Annotated in this window: 15 protein-coding genes; 11 read left to right on the top strand and 4 right to left on the bottom strand. The window is 64.3% G+C overall.

Annotated elements, in window-relative coordinates; translation table 11 throughout:
* Positions 1–5: 5 nt before the first annotated feature.
* Genes PYR64_RS15150 through PYR64_RS15135 form a run of 4 tightly spaced genes read left to right on the top strand, consistent with a single transcriptional unit; the run spans position 6 to position 4,489 of the window.
* On the top strand, positions 6–1,001 hold the full coding sequence (locus PYR64_RS15150) for an NAD(P)-dependent oxidoreductase (protein WP_275776076.1): 996 nt from the start codon (positions 6–8) through the stop codon (positions 999–1,001).
* Positions 998–1,903, top strand: coding sequence for a 5-dehydro-4-deoxyglucarate dehydratase (locus tag PYR64_RS15145; RefSeq protein WP_275776074.1), 906 nt, complete (start codon positions 998–1,000; stop codon positions 1,901–1,903). Before PYR64_RS15150 ends, PYR64_RS15145 begins: the two co-directional genes overlap by 4 nt.
* Positions 1,903–3,057 carry a mandelate racemase/muconate lactonizing enzyme family protein gene (locus tag PYR64_RS15140; RefSeq protein ID WP_275776072.1) on the top strand — a complete coding sequence of 385 codons (1,155 nt, stop codon included), beginning with the start codon at positions 1,903–1,905 and terminating at the stop codon, positions 3,055–3,057. Before PYR64_RS15145 ends, PYR64_RS15140 begins: the two co-directional genes overlap by 1 nt.
* Complete coding sequence (locus PYR64_RS15135; protein ID WP_189075399.1) at positions 3,038–4,489, top strand: aldehyde dehydrogenase (NADP(+)); 1,452 nt, start codon at positions 3,038–3,040, stop codon at positions 4,487–4,489. Before PYR64_RS15140 ends, PYR64_RS15135 begins: the two co-directional genes overlap by 20 nt.
* A gap of 97 nt (positions 4,490–4,586) precedes the next feature.
* Here PYR64_RS15135 and PYR64_RS15130 read toward each other — a convergent pair whose 3' ends face one another.
* The 3 genes from PYR64_RS15130 to PYR64_RS15120 are packed head-to-tail and all read right to left on the bottom strand — an operon-like array spanning position 4,587 to position 8,940.
* The gene (locus PYR64_RS15130) at positions 4,587–5,693 is read right to left on the bottom strand and encodes a M24 family metallopeptidase (RefSeq protein ID WP_189075398.1); all 1,107 of its coding nucleotides are present in this window, start codon (positions 5,691–5,693) and stop codon (positions 4,587–4,589) included.
* Positions 5,690–7,738: a DUF6807 family protein gene (locus PYR64_RS15125; protein ID WP_275776069.1), complete on the bottom strand. Its 2,049-nt coding sequence runs from the start codon at positions 7,736–7,738 to the stop codon at positions 5,690–5,692. The genes PYR64_RS15130 and PYR64_RS15125 overlap by 4 nt, the downstream gene beginning before the upstream one ends.
* Positions 7,735–8,940 (bottom strand): acetylxylan esterase, encoded by a 1,206-nt coding sequence (locus PYR64_RS15120; RefSeq protein WP_275776067.1) that lies wholly within the window; start codon positions 8,938–8,940, stop codon positions 7,735–7,737. Before PYR64_RS15120 ends, PYR64_RS15125 begins: the two co-directional genes overlap by 4 nt.
* Positions 8,941–9,312: 372 nt before the next feature.
* Here PYR64_RS15120 and PYR64_RS15115 point away from each other — a divergent pair, with 372 nt between their 5' ends.
* The 3 genes from PYR64_RS15115 (at position 9,313) to PYR64_RS15105 (ending at position 12,743) form a co-directional block, all read left to right on the top strand.
* Positions 9,313–10,257, top strand: coding sequence for a sugar ABC transporter permease (locus PYR64_RS15115; RefSeq protein WP_026267057.1), 945 nt, complete (start codon positions 9,313–9,315; stop codon positions 10,255–10,257).
* Positions 10,250–11,182, top strand: a complete 933-nt coding sequence (locus tag PYR64_RS15110) for a carbohydrate ABC transporter permease (RefSeq protein WP_018776995.1) — start codon at positions 10,250–10,252, stop codon at positions 11,180–11,182. The genes PYR64_RS15115 and PYR64_RS15110 overlap by 8 nt, the downstream gene beginning before the upstream one ends.
* 184 nt (positions 11,183–11,366) lie before the next feature.
* On the top strand, positions 11,367–12,743 hold the full coding sequence (locus tag PYR64_RS15105; RefSeq protein ID WP_055971174.1) for an extracellular solute-binding protein: 1,377 nt from the start codon (positions 11,367–11,369) through the stop codon (positions 12,741–12,743).
* A 74-nt stretch (positions 12,744–12,817) separates the two neighbouring features.
* Here the strand turns inward: PYR64_RS15105 and PYR64_RS15100 are convergent, their stop codons facing one another.
* Positions 12,818–14,836, bottom strand: coding sequence for a beta-galactosidase (locus PYR64_RS15100; protein ID WP_275776063.1), 2,019 nt, complete (start codon positions 14,834–14,836; stop codon positions 12,818–12,820).
* 194 nt (positions 14,837–15,030) lie between these two features.
* Between PYR64_RS15100 and PYR64_RS15095 the strand changes: the two genes are divergently transcribed.
* The 4 genes from PYR64_RS15095 to PYR64_RS15080 are packed head-to-tail and all read left to right on the top strand — an operon-like array spanning position 15,031 to position 18,899.
* Positions 15,031–16,320 carry an ABC transporter substrate-binding protein gene (locus PYR64_RS15095; protein ID WP_018776992.1) on the top strand — a complete coding sequence of 430 codons (1,290 nt, stop codon included), beginning with the start codon at positions 15,031–15,033 and terminating at the stop codon, positions 16,318–16,320.
* A 50-nt stretch (positions 16,321–16,370) separates the two neighbouring features.
* A complete protein-coding gene (locus PYR64_RS15090) occupies positions 16,371–17,321 on the top strand; it encodes a sugar ABC transporter permease (RefSeq protein ID WP_018776991.1) in 951 nt (316 codons plus the stop codon).
* Positions 17,318–18,235, top strand: coding sequence for a carbohydrate ABC transporter permease (locus PYR64_RS15085; protein WP_018776990.1), 918 nt, complete (start codon positions 17,318–17,320; stop codon positions 18,233–18,235). The genes PYR64_RS15090 and PYR64_RS15085 overlap by 4 nt, the downstream gene beginning before the upstream one ends.
* 22 nt (positions 18,236–18,257) lie before the next feature.
* Entirely contained in the window at positions 18,258–18,899 is a 642-nt protein-coding gene (locus tag PYR64_RS15080) for a Poxvirus protein I5 (RefSeq protein WP_275779977.1), read from the top strand.
* Positions 18,900–18,943: the final 44 nt, after the last annotated feature.

The following is an 18,943-nucleotide window of genomic DNA, read 5'->3' as shown; positions in this document are numbered from 1 at the left end:
AGATCATGAGCAGGATTTTCGTCACCGGTGGTTCCGGCAGGCTTGGCCGCAGCGTGGTGGCCGGTCTCGCCGAAGCAGGCCACGAGGTGATTTCCGTCGACCGGGACGCCATCCCGGCGGAACAGCTGCCGGCCGGAGCCGGGCAATACACCGCAGACCTTCTTGCGCCGGGTGAGGCAGAACGCCTGATCCGGGAAACAGCGCCCGACGCCGTCATCCACCTCGCTGCTATCGCCGTACCCTTCAGCGCACCCGAAGACGTCATCTTCAGCACGAACACGCGGCTCGCCTACGCGGTGATCAGCGCGGCCACCGACGCCGGTGTCCCGAAGATCGTGACAGCAAGCAGCCCCACGGCCCTGGGCTACGGCTCGCCGGCCGGGTGGCTGCCGCCGTCGTTCCCCCTGGACGAGCGGACGCCGCCCAAGCCATGGAACGCCTACGCGCTGTCCAAGTTGATCGCCGAGCAAACGGTGCAGATGTTCGCAGCGGCGCAGGGCGACAAGCTCCGGTACGCGGCCTTCCGTCCGTGCTTCGTGATCTCCCCGGAGGAGTGGGAAGGAGCGCTCACGCAGCAAGGCCACACAGTCCGCGAACGCCTGGACGATCCCGCGCTGTCCGCTCCGGCCCTGTTCAACTACGTGGACGCCCGGGATGTCGCCGACTTCCTGGACGTTCTCCTGGACAGGATGGACTCCATTCCCAACGGCGAGGTGTTCTTCGTGGGCGCCAAGGATGCCCTGGCTACAGCGCCCTTGGCGGAACTGTTCCCACGCTTCCTGCCGGGCAGCGGCCCGCTGACCCAACACTTGACCGGCACCAGCCCGGCGTTCTCCATCGACAAAGCCCGCGACCTTTTGGGCTGGGAACCGAAGCGCACCTGGCGCACCGAACTCACCCCGCCCTACGAAGGCCCCGACACTGCCGCAAACCGAGCACCACTCAATGACGAGATCACCGCCGGCCTGGTCCCGGCGGGAGCAACCAAGGAGACACCATGAATTTCGACGGCGTACTGTTCTTCCCCGTCACCCCCTTCGACGAAGACGGCAGCGTTGATGTTGCCCTGCTGAAGGAACACATCACTTCACGGCTCCCGTTCGGTCCGGGCGGCATCTTCCCGGCGTGCGGCACCGGCGAGTTCCATGCGCTTTCCCTCGATGAGATCCGCACCGTGGTGACTGCCGCCGTCGAGGCCGTTGCGGGTGCCGTTCCCGTGGTCTCCGGTGCCGGCGGCCCGCTGGGCCATGCCATTGCCGCTGCCAAGGTGGCCGAGGAAGCCGGCGCGGACGCCCTCCTGGTGCTCCCGCCCTACTTGGTGACCGGCCCCACCGACGGCGTGGTGGCCTACGTTGAGGCCATCGCTGCGGCGAGCAGCCTGCCCGTGATCGTCTACCACCGCGGTACCGCGAAGTTCACGGCCGAAGCGATCACCCGCCTCACCGCAAACCCGAAGGTAGTCGGCTTCAAGGACGGCATCGGGGACGTGGGGCTGGCCCAGGAAATTGTCTCGGCCATCAACGCGAGCGGGCGTAAGGACTTCGCGCTCTTCAACGGCCTCCTCACTGCGGAATTGACCCAGGGTGCCTACCGTGGCCTGGGCATCCCGCTGTACTCGTCGGCAGCGTTCGCCATGGCCCCCGAAATCGCCAAGGCCTACTACGACGCCTACATCTCAGGTGACGAAGAACGCCGTCACGCGCTGCTTGAGGGCTTCTATGCGCCGCTGGTCCGCCTGCGCGACCAGACCCCCGGCTTTGGCGTCTCCCTTATCAAGGCCGGCCTGAGGCTCGCCGGATTGCCCGTTGGCCCGGTCCGTCCGCCGTTGGTTGATCCCAGCGAGGAACAGCTCCTGGAACTCAAGGCCATCCTGGCCAAGGGCCACGAGCTGGCCGGCAGCTGATGACCGCCCGCATTACGGGCCTCAGCACCCGGCTGATCACGGTGCCGCTGCTACGCAGTTGGGGCGCGGAGGCGCCCGAGAACCACGTGATTGTCACCGAACTGTCCACGGACGACGGCGGCGCGGGCCACGGCTTCTCATGGACACCGACCATCGGTCCCCAGGCAGTGAAGGCCCTCTTGGACCACGACATCGCCCCCTTCATCCGGGGCGTCGAGGCGAACCCGGAGATTGTGTGGGACCAGCTGTGGAAGCGGCTGCATGAAGCGGGCGGGGGAGGGCTGACCACCATCGCCATGGCGGGCGTGGACCTTGCCCTGTGGGACTTGAAAGCACGCCAGGCGGGAACGTCCGTCACGGGGCTCCTGGGCCGGCGCCAGGAATCCGTGGAGGTGTACGGCTCCGGAGTGAACCTGCACTACACCCTGGAACAGCTCGTGGAGCAAGCCCAGCGGTGGGTTGCTGCCGGACACAACGCGGTGAAGATCAAAGTGGGCAAGCCCGAGCTCCGGGAGGATGCCGAGCGCGTTGCCGCAGTGCGCCAGGTGATCGGCCCTGACCGGCTGCTCATGATCGACGCCAACCAGCGTTGGGACCTCGCCCACACGTTCCGTGCCTTGGATGTTTTGGGGGAGTACGGACTGGAGTGGCTGGAAGAACCGATTCGCGCCGACGACCTCTGGGCATACCGGCGCCTGCGCAAGCACTCGCCGGTTCCCATTGCCCTGGGTGAGAACGTCCACACCGTCTACCGCTTCCGTGACTTCATCGAAGCGGAAGCCGTGGACATCATCCAGCCCAACATTGTCCGGGTGGGCGGCATCACCCCATTCCGCAGGATCGTTGAGTTGGCCCGCACCCACAGCATCAGGGTGGCACCGCACTTGCTTCCGGAGCTCTCCGGACAGTTGGCGCTCACCTTGGCAGAGCCGGTCAGCGTGGAGGACGTGGAGGATGCCTCGTTCGGCCAACTCGGGATCCTGGCCGGATCTTCCCCGGTGCGGATCAGCAACACGACAGGCACCATCAGGCTTAGTTCAGCCGGCCTGCCCGGTCTCGGCTTCGAGTTCGCCGGGGCATTGCCGCCGACGCAAGCCACTGACACTTCAGCCCCCGAAAGCAAAGGAAACCGCATTGAGTACAGCAACTCTTGACCTGACCGCCGTCACGGCCGCAGCCACGGCAGCGGCGAAGGTGACCGCAGCAGCTTCCGACGCCGAACGCGCGGCCTGGCTGACCGCCGTCGCCGACGCTTTGGACGCCAACGTCACCGAACTGGTAGCAATCGCCGACTCTGAAACAAGCCTCGGGACCGTCCGGCTCGCGGGCGAGGTGGCGAGGACCAGCGGGCAGCTGCGCCTGTTCGCCAACGTCATCACTGAAGGCTCGTACCTCGAAGCCGTCATCGACCACGCTGACCCGTCCGCCACCCCGCCCAAGCCAGAGCTGCGCCGCATACTGCGGCCGATCGGTCCCGTGGCCGTGTTCTCGGCGTCGAACTTCCCGTTCGCGTTCTCCGTGGCGGGCGGCGATACAGCGTCCGCTCTGGCAGTTGGCTGCCCGGTGGTCGTCAAAGCACACTCGGGCCACCTTCGCCTGTCCCAGCGGACCGCGGAAATCGTCACCGAGGCGCTGGCCAAGGCCGGAGCCCCGGACGGAATCTTCGCGCTGGTCAGCGGACGCGAAGCCGGCACGGCACTGGTCCAGGACCCGGCCATCAAGGCAGTAGGCTTCACCGGCTCCATCCCCGGCGGCCGGGCGCTGTTCGATCTCGCGACGTCCCGCCCGGAGCCCATCCCGTTCTACGGTGAACTGGGCAGCTTGAACCCGGTGGTCATCACTGCGGACGCGCTCGCCGAACGCGGTCAGCAGCTAGCGGCAGGCCTGGCGGGTTCCTTTACCCAGGGCGCCGGCCAGTTCTGCACCAAGCCCGGACTGGTGTTCATCCCGGCGGGATCGGACTTCGCATCGCACCTTGCCGAGGCCAGCAAGGACAAGCCGACAGCCGCCATGCTGACCGAGCGCATTGCGGAAGCCTATCCGGACGGGCTGCGCAACGTTGCTGAGCAGCCGGGAGTCGCCGTCGTCAGCGGCACGGTGGAGCAGGACAGCCTGGCGGACGGCGCCGCGCCTGTGGTGTTCTCCACCAGCGCCGCAAATGTGCTGGAACGCCCGGATGAGTTGCTGGAGGAATGCTTCGGCCCCACCACGCTGCTGATCGAGTACGCCTCCCAGGACGAGCTGTCCGCCGCGCTCGCCAAGGTTCCCGGAAGCCTCACGGGCACTGTGCACGCACAACCCGGCGAGGACGTTTCTGCACTGGTGGAGCAGCTGAGCACTTTGGCCGGCAGGGTCCTGTTCGACGGTTGGCCCACGGGGGTGGCCGTGAACTGGGCCCAGCAACACGGCGGCCCCTACCCGGCCACGACCTCCTTGTTCACGTCCGTGGGCGCCACTGCAGTCCGCCGCTTCCAGCGCCCCGTGGCCTACCAGGACGCGCCGGAGAGCGTGCTGCACCCGGCGCTGCACGACTCCAACCCGCTGGGGATCCCGCGGCGCGTGGACGGCGTCCTGACGCTCGGCTAACGCACCCAACACGAAAGGGGCGGGGTCACCATCACGGTGACCCCGCCCCTTTTCGCGTTACCTGCAGGGTCAGGGACGCAGGGGCAGTGAAGCCGGGTCAGGGACGCAAGGTCAGGGGACGACGGCGGCCGTCCACGTCGGTGGTCGGCCACCGCTCGTCTACGGTCAGGACGCGCAGGCCGGAATCCGTGAGCAGTACGGTGTCCTCGATCTTCACTCCGGGCCCGGATGGGTTCCACGTGAAGGGCTGGTTGAGGACGATGGTGTCCGTGACCTCTGCGGTGACCCGGGGGTCGCGGCCCGCGTAGCCTGCGGGACCACCCTGGTGGTGAAGCGTCCACTGATCATCACCGAATCCGTGGCGGGCGTAAGCTGCCTTGATCCCGGTGAAGACCTCGTTGAGCCGTGCTCCCGGGACCGTGGCCCGGAAAATGTCGGCCTCCACTTCTGCGATGCGGGCCTCGGCGTCGAGCTCAGCGGGAGTGCCGGCGTCGAAAGCCACCCACCGGGTCACGTTGGCAACCAGGCCGTTCCGGCGTGCGCACACCACGGCCATGGCACGGCGGCCGATCGGGGAGTGGGTGGCCAAGGGATGCCGGAAGTCGCTGCGGCCGGCACCGTTGCAGAGGAGGACCAGTGGCTCGGCGCCCACAGACACAATGCGGGCGGCCAGCTGCGAGACCAGTTCGAATTCCGTTGTTTCCGGGGTTGCGGCCGTCAGGACGTCTGTCATCGCCCGCGCCGCATCGACTGAAAGCTCGGAGTACCGGGCTGTTTCGGCGGGGAGCAACTGCTGGCGGGCAGCCCGCAGCTCCGCGGTGACGGCTGCTTCCACCAGCGGGTTGCCGTCGAGGGCCAGGGCCGCCGCTGCCGCATGCAACTGCCCGTGCCACGGCACAGTGTCCAGGCTGACGCCCGCCGGCAATTCTTCGGCAGCTATCCGCCCGGCCTCGTTGTTGAACGTGACCAGGTGGTCGCCGCTGCGGTCCACCAGGAGGGCCGCAATGGGGTCTCCGGCCAGGCTGATGTGCACCCGGCTGCCGTCCAGGTACCAGGTGAGGGCGGTGTTGGACGTGAGCAGCAATGAGTCACGGCCTGCAGCGTCAAGGATGTCTAGGACCCGACGACGCTTCACGGCACGGTCTGCAACGTTTCCCGGAGCTGTCGTTGCCGGAACCGCAGCGGATTGAGTAGGTATGGTCATGACTGTTCCCCCAAAGTGGTGATGAGTTGTTCGATGTCCTGTGTCGCGAGGAACCCGTCCGCGATAAGTACGGTCACTGTCCGGTGGACCGGGCGGCCGGGCTTCGTCGCCACGGGCCGGTCCCACGCCAGGGAGAGCCCGACGCCGGGATAGCCGGCGTGCCGGACGAACCAAGGGTCCGGAGCCTGCGGAGCGGCCAGAAAGACGAGTGTGGCGGGGTGTCCCAGCCCGGGATCGCCCGTGGCCTGCGCCGCGCCGGAGGTCCCGGCGTCGAAAGTTCCCGACCACGCCAGCCACGGTGTAACGCTGCCGTGCACGGCGTCCTCGCCCCGGGCTTCCGGGGTCCAGATGGTGGCATCGCCAACCTTCGGCAAACGCCAGAAGAAGCCGCCGTAACCGCCCTGTGGCCGCCCGTTGGAACCCGGGCTGCCCAGCAGCACAGGACGGCCGGTGGCGGACTCCAGTGTGAAGTCCAGCGTCAGTTTCCACGCGGAATTCCCGACGGCGGCCCAGCGCCACCCGCGCTGCTCGCGGAGCACAGGAGACCCGTCAGGCCCTACCCAGCTCAGCTGCTCCTGCCTGTACCCGTCGCCCTGTTCCGCGGAATCAAGGACGATCCTGCCGTGGTCCTTCCGCCAGACATAGGCTCCGGCATCACGGGTGTAGGTCCTGCCTCCCCAGAAGTTGATGCCATCCACGTCCTGGAGGGCCACGCCCGCTCCCAGGTGCCACACGTGGTCCTCCGGGATGTGATCGGTCACGACGGTTCCGGCCAGGGTTCGCACAGGGTGGAGGTACGGACGCGGCGAAGATGTTGCCCGGATGAGGGACCCGTCCCGGAGAGTCGCAACAGGGGTTCCGTTGATCTCGAGCGTGGGCCCACCGGACACAGTCCATGGAGCGCCGAGCTCCGCGAAGGTTGATTGGCCCAGTGCTGCCCGTTGGATCAGGGATTCAATGCCGTGGACTACGGGGTGGGCGTCATCGCCGTCGCCCTCCCATGTCACCCGGTCCGGGTGTATCGGCCGTGGTGATTCGGCAGTGCGGATGGCCTCGAGGACCGCCATGTATGCGCCGGCGCCGCTGAGGGGGCTGAGCAGTTCCGCTTCGCTCCGTGCACCCAACAGGTTCTCCAGCAGGTCGGCACGGCCGAAGGTTTCGGTCCGGACCCCCTCTGCGGTGGTGATCTCCACGCGGTCTTCCGTGTAGGAGAGCGTGAGCTGGCCCAGTGTGCCGAACACGGTGACCGACGGCTCGGACTGTACGGGTGCGCAAAGCGTCAGTGCGCAGGTCAGCACGGTGCCGTCCGTTGTCCGCACCCGGACTACGGAGGTGTCGTCGCTTTCGGTGTCGTTTGCCCTGTAGAGGTCCGTATCCACGGACTGCACATCGGCCACGGTCCGGGCACCTGCAAGTCGCAGTCCGGTTGCCACGGCGTGAGCCAGGGCATTGGTGGCCACGCCGTCCACCACGTCCGTTCCGTTGAGGCTGCGCTTGCCTGCCCAGCGGGAACGCTTGAAGTATGCCTTGTTCCGCAGCCACAACCCCGTGGCGCTGATGCCCCGGACCTCGCCGATTCCGCCGGATGCCACCAGGGCTTCGATCGCGGGAAGGGCTTCTGAACCCAGGCTCTGGAACCCCACTTGCACCAGTCGGCCGGCGCTCGCCGCAGCTGCCATCACTTCCTCGTATTGCGCCATGGACGCCACGGGCGGCTTTTCCAGATACACATTGGCCCCGGCCTGGAGGGCAGCGAGTGCCAGGGGCGCGTGCGTCTGGATCGGCGTGGAAACGATGACGACATCGGGGGCCGTCCCTGCAGCGAGGAGTTCGTCGAGGGAAGCGAAAACTTCCACTTCGGGGCCGACAGTTCCGTCGGCCGGCGGCAGCGGATCGGCGACGGCCACCAGTTCAAGGACGCCGTCAGCGCCCAGGCGCTCAAGGTTTTCCAGGTGCCTTTCGCCGAAGCCGTGCACACCCACCAATGCGATGCGGGGAGTCCGGGGGCGGGCGTCCACTGTGACGGTGGTTGAGGGTTGGGTCATGAGTCTGTCCTAGTGCGGTCCGGTAAGGGTGAATTGATGCGGTGCCGGGGCTGCAGGGAGGTGGCGAGGAACGCTGCCGCCTCCTCCTGCATGGCCGGGGTGAAAACGTGTGGTTCCTGCCAGAAGCTGCCGGTGTACAGCCCGCGCGGCAGTTGCCGGGACAGGCGGGCGTGGGCGTCGCGCATTCCCTGCTCGGGGAAGAGGGCGTCAGCCATTGCGTACTGGACCAGCACACGGGCCGGGGACCGCGTGGCCAGGTCCGGCCAGTCCCCGAGCTTGGCGAGGCCGGGGGAGTGCAGCAACCACGAGTGCGCATCCAGGTACGCCGGCAGCAGCGAGGCGAAGGTGGTCATCATGCACGTCACCACATAGCTGCGGATCACAGGGCTCAGGGCAGCAAGCATCAAGGCCCGGCCGCCCCCGCCTGAAAACCCGAGGCAGGCTATCCGGTCCCGGTCCACCCCGGGCAGCGTGGCGAGGATTCCCAACGCCGCCAGATCGTCGTGGGCAACGGTCCCGGCAATGGTGGTTCCCATGAGTGCCGCCGCTTTCGCCACGGTTTCCTCATGGACCGCCGCCGCAGCGTCGTAGCGTTGCTGCGCGGAAGGTTCGACGCCGGCCTCCCGCCAGAGTGCCTGCTGGCCGTCAACTGCGGTAGCCGCCCGCCGAGGCAGTGGATCCAGGACGAACCGGCGGCTGCCCCACATGAAAGCGTCGTGGGCCAGGACAGCGAAACCCTGCTGTGCCAGCCACGTAGCGAGTGCCCGCCCGCCGTAAAGACTGGCCCGGATTTCCAGAGGCGGGATCCCGGCGTCGTGACCGGCGGGCTGACCGGGCTGATTTTGGAGGGCCACCAATCGCTCGGCGCCGTAGAACTTGATACCGCCATGGCAGTGCAGGGCGAGCACCGCCGGAAGCGGGCCGGTAACTTGTGCAGGGCGCACAAACCAAGCGGCTGTCCGGGGCCCGAAGCCCAACTGCCAGGACAGCGAAGAGGTGATGACGCCGTCGTGCTCCGTCTCCCCGTGAGTCGTGTACGAAAGGCCCGAAGCTATTGCGGGCACGCCCAAGATATCGGCCAGGTCCCTGCGCTCCGGGGAGTCCGCCTCATGGCGATGGGATGCCAGGTAGACGGGCCAGTCTTCGTAACCACCCAGCGCGGTGGGGCGGGTGGATGGCCCTGCCACGTCAGTTCGGGTCATGGCAGGCGGGGTCGGTGGGAAACAATGGTGTCCTGCCTTGTCGATGCGGAGGGTATGCGAATGCGCACGCCGGGCTTCTTCAGCGTGGAAAACCGTATTGGGCGAGTTCGCAAGAAAACGCTTTCTCAAAAATTAGCAAAAGGCTGTACATGGGTCAAGAAAACGTTTACTTTGGTACGGAGCCGCTGAAACCGGGACCCGCATCCTGGCACTTCGAAGGGGTAGCGCCAGAGCATCGGCGACGTCCCGGCAGGCAAACACCAACCACACTCGTACTCCGTGGATGGCCACGATGACCAAAGGAGACCACATGGCCGCATACGAATACGCGGGGACGCCGCAAGGCGCCCGCGGGACGGCGAGGGGGAAGCAATGAGCGCTATTGGCGAACTCTCAACCATGACGCGCCGCAAGGGCCCCATGACCAAGGAAGAGAAGAAGGCAAACGGGCGCGACAACAAGGCCGCCTACGTCTTTCTCCTTCCGTGGCTGCTTGGCCTGGCGGTCATCACGGTGGGGCCCATGCTCATGTCGCTCTACCTGTCCTTCACGGACTACAACCTCCTCCAGCCCCCGGAATGGGTGGGCCTGGACAACTTCGTCCGAATGTTCGGCGATGCCCGGTTGCACAACTCGCTACGGGTCACGTTCACCTACGTGCTGGTCGGCGTACCTCTGCAGCTGGCGGTTGCCTTGGTGATCGCCCTCGTCCTGGACAAGGGCCTTCGCGGTTTGCCGTTCTACCGTTCCATCTTCTACTTGCCCTCCCTGCTGGGCGGCTCCGTGGCTGTTGCCATCCTCTGGAAGCAGATCTTCGGCACCACCGGTCTGGTGAACCAGGTCCTGGCGATGATCGGAATAGAAGGGCCGGGCTGGATCTCGGATCCCAATACCGCTCTGGGCTCCATCATCCTGCTCCACGTGTGGACCTTCGGCAGCCCCATGATCATCTTCCTGGCCGGGCTGCGGCAGATTCCGGTGATGTACTACGAGGCAGCCAAGGTGGATGGGGCCACCACGCTCCAGCAATTCTGGCGGATCACCCTGCCCATGCTGAGCCCCATCATCTTCTTCAACCTGGTGCTGCAGATCATCGGTTCGTTCCAGTCGTTCACCCAGGCGTTCATCGTCTCCGGCGGCAACGGCGGACCATCCGACTCCACCATGTTCTTCACCCTGTACCTCTACCAAAAGGGCTTCGGCCAGTTTGATATGGGCTACGCCTCAGCGATGGCCTGGTTCCTGCTGGTCATCATCGGTGTCTTCACTGCCATCAACTTCATCGCTTCAAAGTATTGGGTGTTCTACGATGACTAAACTCCAGACCCTCCCCGCCGCTAATGGCGGTTCCGCCGAAAAGTCCGGGAAGAACCCACGCCGGCGTGAATCCCGCGGAAGCCTGGCTTTCAGCCGCAGTGCCCGCGTCAAAGGCCTGATCAAGCACGCGATCCTCATCATTGTGGGCGGCGTGATGATCTACCCCTTGCTGTGGATGGTGATCTCTTCCCTGCGGCCGAATGACCTCATCTTCCGTGAGCCCGGACTGTGGCTGAACAACCTTGAAATGAGCAACTACACGGATGGTTGGTCGGCGCTGACCCACCCGTTCGGTCATTACATGATCAACTCGGCGATCGTGGTCCTGGGCTCGATTGTTGGCAACCTGGTTTCCTGTTCCATGGCTGCCTATGCGTTCGCCCGGCTGCAGTTCACCGGCAAGAAGCTGTTCTTCGGCATCATGCTGCTGACCATCATGCTGCCGTTCCACGTGGTGATCGTTCCGCAGTACATCCTGTTCTCGCAGATCGGCTGGGTAAATACTTTCTGGCCGCTGATTGTTCCCAAGCTGCTCGCCACGGATGCGTTCTTCGTGTTCCTGATGGTCCAGTTCATCCGCGGCATTCCGAAGGACCTCGATGAAGCAGCGCGCATTGACGGCGCAGGGCACCCCAGGATCTTCCTCCGGGTCATCCTTCCGCTGATGGTCCCGGCCCTGGCCACCACCACCATCTTCACCTTCATCTGGACCTGGAACGACTTCTTCGGGGCCCTGATCTACCTGACGGACCCGGACATGTTCACAGTTCCCGTCGCCCTTCGTGCCTTTGTCGATTCGCAGTCGGCCACCAGCTGGGGATCGCTGTTCGCGATGTCCATCGTGTCCCTGCTGCCGGTCTTCCTGGTGTTCCTCTTCGGCCAGAGGTTCCTCATCAAGGGCATCGCCACCACCGGTATCAAGTAGACGTGCCGGTCTCCATCCGGAGGGGGCGGCCCCCTCCGGGTGAGTGGCCGCCGTCGGACGTCCCGGACGAAAACAAAATGGCATCTTGTCATACAAGAATGTGACTTGTACCATAAATACCAAGCAAGAAAACGCTTTCTCAGTCTTTCCATCGCATCAGGATCAACGAAGATCGGAGACATCAGTGCCCGTACATCCAGAGGGTGAAGCAGTCGCCCCCGCAGCAGCAACGTCAACAGGAGGACCCTTGGTGGCCAAGGCCAAACGCACCAAGCGCAAGCTCCGAGCCTCTGCCCTGATCGCCGCTACGGCCGCAGCGGTCCTTGCACTTACCGCCTGCGGCGGAGGTTCGGAACCCAAGAGCGCCGACGGCAAAGTGGAGCTCCGCTTCTCCTGGTGGGGTGGAGACAAGAGGGCCCAGCTGACGCAGGAAGCCATCAAGGCGTTCGAAGCCGAGAACCCCAACATCACCGTCAAGGCTGAGTTCGGCGACTGGTCCGGATACTGGGACAAGCTCGCGACGCAGGTCGCTGCCAACGACGCTCCGGACATCATTCAGATGGACGAAAAGTACATCACCGAATACTCCACCCGAGGCGCCTTGCTCGACCTCTCCAAGTACGACATCGATACCTCCAAACTCGATGAAGCTGCGCTGAATGCAGGCAAGGGCGAGAAGGGCCTCACAGGCATCGCGGCCGGCATCAATGCAGCGACAATCCTCGCGAACCCGGCAGTCTTCCAGGCTGCCGGCGTCCAACTCCCGGACGACAAGACCTGGACGTGGGAAGACTTCGAGCGCATTGCCGCCGAAGTGACCGCCAAGTCTCCCAAGGGGACTTACGGTGCCGCGGCCTACGGCACGGACGAGGCTTCGCTCGGGGTCTGGCTGCGACAGAACGGCAAGTCGCTCTATACCCAGGACGGCAAGCTTGGCTTCGAGCCCAATGACATCAAGGGCTACTGGGAATTCCTCAAGGAGATGAGCGAGAAGAAGGCAGTCCCGTCGGCGTCGGAAATCGTTGAAGCGGAAGCTGCGCCGCTCGACCAGAGCGGGCTGGCAACCGGCAAGAACGGTATGGCGTTCTGGTGGTCCAACCAGCTCCCCGCCCTTGAGAAGGCAGCGGGCGGCGAACTCCAGATTCTCCGGTTCCCGTCCAAGACGGGCAAGGCTGACGATGCCGGGCTTTGGTACAAGGCCTCACAGTTCTGGTCTGCGTCCTCACGGACCAAGCACCCTGAAGAAGCCGCCAAGTTCATCGACTTCCTGACCAACAACGTCAAGGCCGGCGAGATCCTCCTCGCTGACCGCGGCGTCTACCCGAACTCCGAGGTCCGGGAGGCTATCGCGCCCAAGCTGGCCAAGGCAGACGTCAAGGTGGTTGACTTCATCAGCGCCATCAAGGACGAGCTCGGTGATGCGCCGGCGGCTCCGCCGAAGGGTGCAGGTGCCATCCAGGAAATCATCAAGCGCTACACCTCGGAAGTCATGTTCGACAGGCTTTCGGCGGAAGAAGCAGGCAAGAAGGCAGTGGACGAAATGAAGTCCGCCATCAGTTAGCAACGTCGCAGCAGGAACCGTGCCCCGGGCTGATCATTCGTGATCCGTCCGGGGCACGGTTTTTTGCGTGCCGGTCAGCTTTCGGCGATGACTGCGACGGCGCCGGCGGGAACCACTCCACTGAAGCGGGCCCCGCTGAGGAGGTCCTCGCCGTCGGCCTTGACGGTGGCGTCCTCGGTGCTGTGGTTGATGGCAAACAGGAAGGTCCGGCCGTCGTCGCACCGCCGGCGTGACAGCTCGACGCCGACGGAGGCTTCGGTCACCGGCCTCACCCCGGCTTCTTCAACCAGTCGTGCGGTCAGCGCTTCAATCCCGGCGGCGTCCGGGAGGGTGGCGAGGTACCACGCCGATCCCGTCCCGACGCTGCGCCGGGTCAGTGCCGGAACGCCCTCCAGCGGGTAGCCGGTGAACGTCGCCTCCACGTGTGTCGCCGGTTCCGTGTGGACGTGTTCGCTCCAGACCGAAGCGTCAGTGCCGTCGCTCAGGGTGATGGTGGTGCCGGGGAACAGCGGGTGGAATTCCTCGCTGCGGATTCCCAGGAGATCCCGGAAAGCGCCGGGGTAGCCACCCAGGCGCACATGGTCCTTCTCGTCCACGATGCCGCTGAAGTAGCTGATGAGGATAGTGGCTCCACCTGCCGCGGCTGCGGCGATGGAAGCTGCTGCCGCATCTGTCACGGAGTACAACGTGCACACCAGGATCAGCTCGTAGCCGGACAAATCGGCGCCGGGGTGGACGAAGTCGGTGCTGATTCCCTGCAGGTAGAGTGCCCGGTGGAAGGCCCGCATGGTGTCCAGATACTTCAGCGAATTGCTCGGATGCGAGTCCAGTTCCGAAGCCCACCAGGCCTCGTAGTCGAACACGATCGCCACCTTGGAGTCCACCCGTGAACCCTTGACCGGTTCCAGCTTGGACAGGGCTTCTCCAAGCTCCACGACGTTCCTCCACACCTGGGTTTCGCGTCCGCCATGGGGGACCATGGCGGAGTGGAACTTCTCTGATCCGGCTTTGCTTTGCCGCCACTGGAAGAACATGACGGCGTCAGCGCCGCGGGCCACGTGGCTGAGGGAGTTGCGCAGCATTTCGCCGGGCATTTTGGGCTGGTTGTGCGGCTGCCAGTTGACCGCTGATGTCGAGTGCTCCATCAGGATCCAGGGCGCGCCGCCTGCCACGGCGCGGGTGAGATCGGCGCTGAAGGCCAGTTCGATGTGGCGCTCGGGGTCGGCGGCCACCAGGTAGTGGTCGTTTGCCACGACGTCCATGTCTTTGGACCAGTCGAAGTAGTCCAGTGACTTGGTAGCGCTGGACACCATGAAGTTGGTGGTGGCCGGAATGTCAGGTGTGACCTCCCGGATGACTGCCAGCAGTTCGCGGTAGTAGTCGATGAACACCCACGAATTGAACCGGGCAAAATCAAGTTGCTGCCCTGGGTTCAGGGTGGTGGGGGCGGCACCCGGCGGGATGATCTCGTCAAAGGATGCGTAGTGCTGGGACCAGAAGGCCGTTCCCCACGATTCGTTGAGTTCTTCAATGGAGCCGTACCGCCGCTCGAGCCAGGCCCGGAACGCGGCGGCGTCTTCTTCGCCGTGGAACTCGCCCACATGGCAGCCGAGTTCATTGTCCACGTGCCAGAGGGCCAGGGCCGGGTGGTCTTTATAGCGTTCGGCGATGACCCTCGTCATGGTGGTGGCGTACCTGCGGTACACGGCGGACGACGGCGTGTAGTGGCGTCGGGAGCCCCTCTCAAGTCTGGTTCCTTCCGCCGTGACGGGCAGGATTTCGGGGTACTTGCGGGCCAGCCATGCCGGCGGTGATGCGGTAGCTGTAGCCAGGGCGACCTTGATGCCGGCTCCGTGGAGGTTGTCCATGACATCGTCCAGCCAGGCGAAATCGTAGTTGCCCTCGGTGGGTTCAAGCAGGCCCCAGGAGAAGATCCCGACGCTGAGGAAGGTGACGCCCGCTTCCTTCATAAGTCCGATGTCTTCCAAACGGACGTCCTCGGGCCACTGTTCCGGGTTGTAGTCACCGCCGTAAGCGACGCCGTCCAGGCTGCTCCACACGTCGGGGCGGTGGGGTGTTTCGGGGGAGGTCATGGGGACTCCTTGCTCGGGTTGCCGGATTTGGATGGAAGCTGTGTGTGGAAATGGGCGAAACCCACTGTCTTTGGAAAACGCTTGCCCAGATGGTCCATTGAGGATATTGTATCGATTCAGAACGAGTGTAAGCGAGATCACTGCCACGTTGCAGAAACTCGGAAAGCTTGCACCAACTGAGCAAGGAGGCTCTCATGATCGACAGAAGGAAATTCCTCACCACGGTGGCTCTCGGCACTGCATCTGCCGCGTTCCTCTCCGCTTGTGGCCAGTCGTCGTCGTCCAGCGGACAGACCGGTTCCGCGGACAACCCCGTCACCATCACCTACACCTGGTGGGGCAACGACGACCGTGCCGAACGCACCCGCAAGGCCATTGCGTTGTTTGAGTCCAAGAACCCGGACATCAAGGTCAACGGCAACTTTTCGGACTTCGCGGGCTACTGGCAGAAGCGTGCTACGGAGGCCGCCGGCGGTGGCCTGCCGGATGTGATGCAGTGGGACCTGTCCTATCTGCGCGATTACGGGCAGCGGAACCAGCTCCTGGACCTGGGCACAGTAAAGATCAACACGGACGCCTTTGAGAAGTCCCTCCTTCCGTCGGGCCAGATCCGCGGCAAGACCTACGGCATCCCCACCAGCACCAATGCCTTCGCGGTGTACTACGATCCCGCCAAGCTCGCTTCACTGGGCATTGCGGAGCCGGACGGTTCCTGGAACTACAAGGAATTCAACGCGTTCCTGGCTGAGGTTGGGGCCAAGGGTAACGGCACACTGTTCGGCGGCACCGACTACACGGGCATCTGGTGGAACTTCAACATCTGGCTGCGGCAGAACAACATCAAGGCCTTCACCGACGAAGGCAAACTCGGTTTCTCCAAAGACGACCTGAAGAAGTGGTGGAACCTCACCGCGGACCTGCGCGGTACCGGTGCGATTGTGGGCGAAGACAAGGCCACCCAGCTGCTGCCCAAGTCCCCGTTCGGTTCGAATGTCACCGCTACCGAAGTCACCTGGGACAACTTCATGGCCGGGTACCTCGCGGACAGCGGCGCCAAGGAACTCAAGCTGGTGCCGGTCCCATCGGATGATCCGGACAACCTGGGCCTGTTCCTCAAGCCGTCCATGTTGATGGTGGCCAGCGCGAAGACCAAGTACAAGGACGCTGCTGCACGCTTCATCGACTTCATGGTCAACGATCCCGAGGTCGGCCAGATCTTCAAGACCTCCCGCGGTGTACCGGCGTCGAAGACCCAGCGCGACGGAACCACCTTCGAAGGCACGGACAAACTCGTGGTCGATTACGAGAAGTCCATCGAGAAGTACCTGAAGGACGCACCGGAGCCGCCCATCGTTGGGTTCGGCACCCTCGAGTCCACGTTCAAGCGGGTCACCCAGGACCTGAACTACGGAAAGCTCACCGTGGACGGCGCAGTGGATGCGTGGTTCAAGGAAGCCGAAGACCTCATCAAGCAGAACGCCTGATCCAGACCTTCCGTGTCTGATCCTGGCTTCCCAACTGACGGACTGATCTCGTGACTCAAAGCCCAACCCTGAGCAGGCGCACCGCCTCCGCTCCCTCGCAGCCGCGCAAGTCGCGGCGGCGCGGGGCGGACGCCCGCGCCGGCTACACCTTCCTGCTGCCCTGGCTGCTGGGATTCATCGCCTTGACCGTAGGACCGATGATTTCCTCGCTGTACCTTTCCTTCACCAACTACAACCTCTTTGATGCCCCCAAATGGATCGGCTTCGATAACTACACCACCCTCTTCCAGGACGAACGCTTCCTGCAGTCGGTAGGTGTGACCCTGCAATACGTTGTCTTCGGTACCCCGCTGAAGCTCGCGGCGGCGTTGGCCATCGCGATGCTGCTCAACAGCAAACGCAAGGGCCAGGGTTTCTACCGGTCCGCGTTCTACGCCCCGTCCCTGATCGGCGCATCGGTGTCCATCGCAATCGTCTGGAAGGCCATGTTCGGCGATTCCGGCCCCGTGGACCAGGGACTGTCCTTCTTCGGAATCAACCTCGGTGGCTGGGTGGGCAACCCCAACATGACCATGGGCATGATGATCCTGCTGACCGTGTGGCAGTTCGGCGCCCCCATGGTGATCTTCCTCGCCGGCCTCAAGCAGATCCCCACGGACCTTTACGAAGCAGCGTCAATGGACGGCGCCGGACCGGTCCGGAAGTTCCTGAACATCACCTGGCCCATGCTGTCCCCGGTGATTTTCTTCAACCTCCTGATGGAAACCATCCACGCGTTCCAGATCTTCGCCTCGGCCTACATCATCTCCAACGGTGAAGGCGGCCCGGCAGGATCCACCCTCTTCTACACCCTTTACCTGTACTTGCGCGGTTTCTCCGATTTCCGGATGGGTTACGCCTCGGCGATGGCCTGGCTCCTGGTGATCGTGGTCGGCATCATAACGCTGATCTTCTTCAAGACCTCCAAGTCCTGGGTCCACTACAGCGGTGATTCAAAATGACAACCACGGCAACGCCCATCCAGTCCACGCCAAGCACTCCGGCGCCGGCCTACAACCCGAAGTCCGAATCCGTCATGGCCAAGCGGATCAAGAGCGCCATCTTCCACATTATTGCCCTGGCACTGGTGGCCATGGTTCTCTACCCTGCCCTGTGGATGATCACTTCCGCCTTCAAACCGAACTCCGAAATCGGCGGCGCGAACAACGCGTTGTGGTCGAACAACTTCAGCTTCGACAACTTCGCCACGGCCATGGAAGGCATCGGCGGGGTCTCCACACTGACGTTCTTCACCAACTCGCTGATCCTGGCCGTCGGCGCCGTCGTCGGGACTGTGCTCTCAGCGAGTATCTCCGCCTACGCCTTCGCCCGGATCAACTTCCCCGGCCGCGGACTGTTCTTCGGCATGATGATCGCCACCCTGCTACTGCCTTTCCACGTGGTGATCATTCCGCAGTACATCGTGTTCCAGCAGCTGGGCCTCGTAGACACCTACGTACCCTTGCTGATCGGCAAGTTCCTGGCAGCGGATGCGTTCTTCGTGTTCCTCATGGTCCAGTTCATGCGCGGACTGCCGGCCGAACTGGACGAAGCAGCGCGTATCGACGGCGCAGGACACGTCCGCATCTTCGGTTCCATCATGCTCCCGCTCATGAAACCGGCCCTGATTTCCACGTCGATCTTCTCCTTCATCTGGAGCTGGAACGACTTCCTGGGGCCGCTGCTCTACTTGAACACCCCCGAGAAGTACCCGCTGCCGTTGGCATTGCGGCTCTTTGTGGACCAGACCCAGTCATCGGACTACGGAGCGATGATCGCCATGTCGGTCCTGGCCCTCCTGCCCGTGCTGGTGTTCTTCCTGGTCTTCCAGCGCTACATCGTCGAAGGCGTTTCAACACAAGGCCTCAAAGGCTAGGGGAGAGACAGAAATGAGCACCATGGACGCCACTGGCAAGTCCTCGCCGAAGCCCGGGATTCCGGTCAACCGCTTTGCCCTCTTCGCCGAGACCATCCTGGCGGGAGTCATCGTGCTCCTCCTGTCCATCCCCTTGGTGACGGCGCCGGCTGCCTATGCGGCCGGCGTCGCACACCTGGAGAGGCACCTCAGCGGCAGGGACGATTCGCTCCGCAGCTTGTGGGGGAATTTCCGCCGTGCGCTGCCCGGCAGTTGGAAGATCGGAATCACGACGGCGGCAGCCGCCGTCGTGATTGTCCTGAACCTGCTGCTCGCCCTGGTGGGCCAACTGCCCGGCCGGGCAGTCATCCTGCCCGCCACGCTGATCCTGGCTGCGGCCGGCGCCGTGCTGTTCCTTCGGATCGTCGCGAATTGGAGCGGGGGAGTGACCTGGGACGGCGACGCCGACCGGCACCCCGCCGACGTCCCCGGACCACAGCGCTGGGCTGCTGCCTACTCCAGCGCCAAGGCTGATTCGCTCCGTGACTGGAGCGGCTCACTGCTGCTGCTCGCGGCCGTGTTCATGGCAGTGGTGTTCGTCTGGATGTTGCAAGCCTTGTTCGTCATTGTCCCCGGAACTCTGGTCCTGGCCGCTGCGGCCGTCAAAATCCGCTCCCACCACTAGGAGTTTTTGTACAGCTGATGCCCTAAAGAAGCCTTCTTAAAGGC

The sequence above is a fragment of the Paenarthrobacter sp. Y-19 genome (genome assembly GCF_029223985.1).
Classification (GTDB): domain Bacteria; phylum Actinomycetota; class Actinomycetes; order Actinomycetales; family Micrococcaceae; genus Arthrobacter; species Arthrobacter nicotinovorans.
The sequence above is the reverse complement of the archived record's forward strand: the minus strand, read 5'-3'. Positions and strand labels throughout refer to the sequence as shown.